1 protein-coding gene is annotated in these 1,097 nt (G+C 40.1%); it reads left to right on the top strand.

Translation table 11 applies throughout. The features are described 5' to 3' along the window. A partial coding sequence (locus A3762_RS26930; RefSeq protein ID WP_197468980.1) for a hypothetical protein occupies nucleotides 1–1,005 on the top strand: 1,005 nt, incomplete at its 5' end. Between the last annotated feature and the right edge of the window lie 92 nt (nucleotides 1,006–1,097).

Below are 1,097 nucleotides of genomic sequence, written 5' to 3'. Positions count from 1 at the left end.
GATGACACAGTGGTAAATATTACTCGTCTACTTCAAAGTTTGGATACCGATGGTGACCCAGATAATGGTATTGAAATTGCTGATGAAGCTTCAGATGTCGCGACTGCTGTCGATTTTACTCAATCCATAACTGACTTTGCTAATGACACTGCTGTTACAACGCTTGTAGCAAATTCTGGATCAACGACTACGGCACTTATTTCAGAAGATCAGGCGATTTCTCACCTTGAAGAAACGCTGATTGAAGAAGGAGAAGCCTTTACGCCTAGCAGCAGTATCGCAGGTATTTGGACAACCGACGATGATGAAAATGACTTGCTTGCTTTTGTTTTCTTCCAAGATGGCACGTATGTGCATATGGAAGTTGATATTGACGATGCCAGTGAAACTAATGGTATGGAATGGGGAACTTACTCCCGCGATGATGAGACAGATTTATTAGAGCTTGGTATTATTTTTGACAATACTGATACAGGATTATTTGATTTCTCTGTGGCGGATCCTGCGGATATTTTTGCTAAAGTTGACGATGACGTACTAACTCTTGAGTTCGATGACAATGACAATGGCACTATTGATGAAGACGAGTCGCTTGATCTTACACGTTCTGCTAACAGTGATATTTTAGGTGCATGGACTAATACCTCTACAGAAAATGAATTACTCTCCTTTGTTTTCTTTGATAACGGTACGTATGCGCATCTAGAAGTTGACGAGGAAGCTCCAAATAATCCTGAGAATCCAGATGAAGTGAGTGGGATGGAATGGGGAACTTACTCTATTAATTCTGAAAATGACGCTTTGACTACTTCGATTACTTTTGACAATACTGATACAGGATTATTCGATTTCTCTGTGGCGGATCCTGCGGATATTTTCGCTAAAGTTGATGGAGATACTTTAACGCTTCAGTTTGATGAAGATGAGAGTGGCGTTATTAGTTCAGAAGAAGAGTTGGTGTTGAATCGAGCGCCAATGCCTGTGTACGAGAAACTGGCTAATTAATGTCACTTTTGATAAAACTAATATCGAATATGCAAAACTACAGTTGTACAGGAACTGCCGTCGTATATTCGGTGTGATCTTAATTAGCCTAA

It is taken from the genome of Oleiphilus sp. HI0125 (assembly GCF_001635355.1).
This window is presented reverse-complemented; position numbering and strand designations above follow the sequence as displayed.